This window comes from Ruegeria sp. CDSA221 (genome assembly GCF_059611825.1).
Map to the genome: position 1 here is coordinate 1 of NZ_JBXWPK010000038.1, position 2,433 is coordinate 2,433.

Consider the following 2,433-nt stretch of genomic DNA (forward strand, 5'->3'; position numbering starts at 1 on the left):
AAGAAGGTTGAGATGCTGTTTGCCCACCTCAAACGTATCCTCGGGCTGGGCAGGCTCCGATTACGGGGCCCATGTGGCGCGAACGACGAATTTCTCTGAACTTCGTCCCTATTTCCGGACACCGGGGTAAAGTACCCCTGTCCAAGAAAGGAGCATGGAATGGGACAATCGAGACGAACGTTCACAGATGAATTCAAAGCCGCAGCTGTTGGTCGGCTTTGTGAGCCTGGTGCCACACAAACCGGCATGGCCAAGGAGCTGGGAGTGACGAGCTCGCAATTGAAGACGTGGCGCTTGGAGATCGAAGCGGCAGGATCAATGGCGGCACTGCGCAGGCAGCAGGCGGATGCGGCGGAGCTGGACCGTCTGCGGAAGGAAAACAAACGCTTGAAGCTGGAAAATGAAATCCTCGAGAAAGCTTCTGCTTTTTTCGCTGCCCATAAGACTGTTTACCCGATCGCTCATCTCTGTCGCATTGTTGGCGTTGCGCGCAGCTGGTTTTACGGCTTTGTCCAGTCACAACCTGCCCGAGATCAGCGGCACAAGCTGCGTGCCGACCGGGACGCCGAGTTGCTGCCTAAGATTAAAGAGGCGTTTTCTCAAAGCAAAAAACGGTATGGGTCAAAGAGGGTCCACCAGGATCTGAAGGCCGATGGCGAGGACGTTTCAGAGCGGCGCGTGGCCAGAATAATGCGGGAAAACAATGTCTCTCTGCGCCTGTGCAAGCGCCGAAAGCCGTGCACTACTGACAGCAATCACAGCCTCAAACCGTCGCCAAATCTGCTGGAACAACGGTTTGATTGTACAACCCCGAACCGGGTTTGGCTCGCTGACATTACTTACGTCGATACGGACGAAGGATGGCTCTATGTCGCCGCCATCAAAGACATGGCCACGCGTGAGATCGTGGGTTGGGCCATAGACGATCATCTGCGATCGGAACTGTGCTGTGATGCCTTGAACATGGCCCTGGGGCGCCGTGGCCCGGTGCCAAGTCTCATTCATCACTCGGACCGCGGCGTGCAATACGCTGGCAGCGAATATCGTGCGCTGCTCGGGTCCGCGAAGGTCATCCAATCCATGAGCCGGACCGGCGAATGCCTGGACAACGCTCCAATGGAAAGTTTCTTCGCATCACTAAAAAAGGAACTGGTTCATCGGGAGCGCTTCAAAACGCGCGTCCAGGCAAAGGCCGCGATCTTCGAATACATTGAGGTCTTCTACAATCGCCAGCGGCGTCATTCCGCCATCGGTTACCAAACACCCGCGCAGGCATACGAAACCATGACTTGGAAAAGCGCGGCATAGGGTCAATAATCAAACTGTCCGGAAACAGGGACGAACTCCACTCCTCGCCGCCACCACCCAAAACCTCTGCAAGCTAGCAAAAATCTTTCCTGCACCGCAGCAAACGCGAAAAGCCTGACTGGGAAGGCACTCGCGGCAAATTCTGGACATCGCTTTCTGCGCTAGCAATACGATGTTTTTCAAGACCATAGGCCACCTAGCCGCCATTCGCTGCGGGTGCGGCACTAGGCCTCAGCGACGGCGGCAATGCACAGGAAGCGGACTTTTAATCTAAGATGCTTTGTTTTCGAGCCGTGGACAGTAGCTATGCGGGACAAACTGAACCTCCGCTGCGGCTGCCCCGATGCCGGGTTTCTGGGCTCAGCGCTGTTCAGAACCAACGAAACAGCCCGCATGATTCTGTGGGCTGCTTATATGTTTGCCTTAGACGAATGAGAAGTCGTCTTCCGTCAATTGCGCAGAGTTCACGCCTGCCACAGTGATTATGCCTTGGCCATCCATGTCCACAACGGCCCCGTCGGCGCTATCTGTGATCACCAGGTCTGCGAAGGAAAGACCTGTACCGTTCAGCTCTAGGAGGTCGACTCCATCCTCAAAATCGGTGATCCGGTCGTTACCAGTTCCAGTTCTGAAGACAAACGTATCTGCACCAAGAGCGCCGGTTAAGAAGTCATCACCTTCGCCGCCATCTAAACGATCCTTATAGTTAGTTCCGCGTATCGTGTCTGCCGTATCTGTCGCGGTGTCGTTGACTGAGCGATTCCGGATCCCGATTTCATCTAACGCGCCGTTCGAGAAAACAATGTTCTCGATATTGGTTCGGTCCGCTCCGATATCATAGTAGTTTTGATAATCCAGCCGTATTTGCCCGTTTGGAGTATCGATAATTGTAAATCTTCCATCGTGGGAAAAAGAAACCTGATCCGCAGCGTATTTGCTCAAATCAAGCGTATCGTTGCCTCTATTGTAGTTCTTTCCTTGAATCAGGTCATCGCCAGACTGGTAGATGATTACATCATCACCACTGTAAGCGAAGAACGTATCGTTACCCGCTCCATCCTGGAACACGTCATCTTGGTTGGTCCCTTTGACAATATCATCACCGTCGGTCGACTGATCGGCCAT

2 protein-coding genes are annotated in these 2,433 nt (G+C 53.8%); one reads left to right on the top strand and one right to left on the bottom strand.

The window, feature by feature from the left end; translation table 11 throughout:
• The first annotated feature begins 159 nt into the window (after window positions 1–159).
• Window positions 160–1,308, top strand: a complete 1,149-nt coding sequence (locus AC2FJ5_RS21320) for an IS3 family transposase (protein WP_496794517.1) — start codon at window positions 160–162, stop codon at window positions 1,306–1,308.
• A gap of 423 nt (window positions 1,309–1,731) precedes the next feature.
• Here the strand turns inward: AC2FJ5_RS21320 and AC2FJ5_RS21325 are convergent.
• Window positions 1,732–2,433, bottom strand: a 702-nt coding sequence (locus AC2FJ5_RS21325; protein WP_496794518.1) for a calcium-binding protein, incomplete at its 5' end; no start/stop codon positions are given.

Excerpts from the sequence above, each read along its gene's own strand:
- AC2FJ5_RS21320 (WP_496794517.1), top strand. The coding sequence starts at position 160 with ATGGGACAATCGAGACGAACGTTCACAGATGAATTCAAAGCCGCAGCT.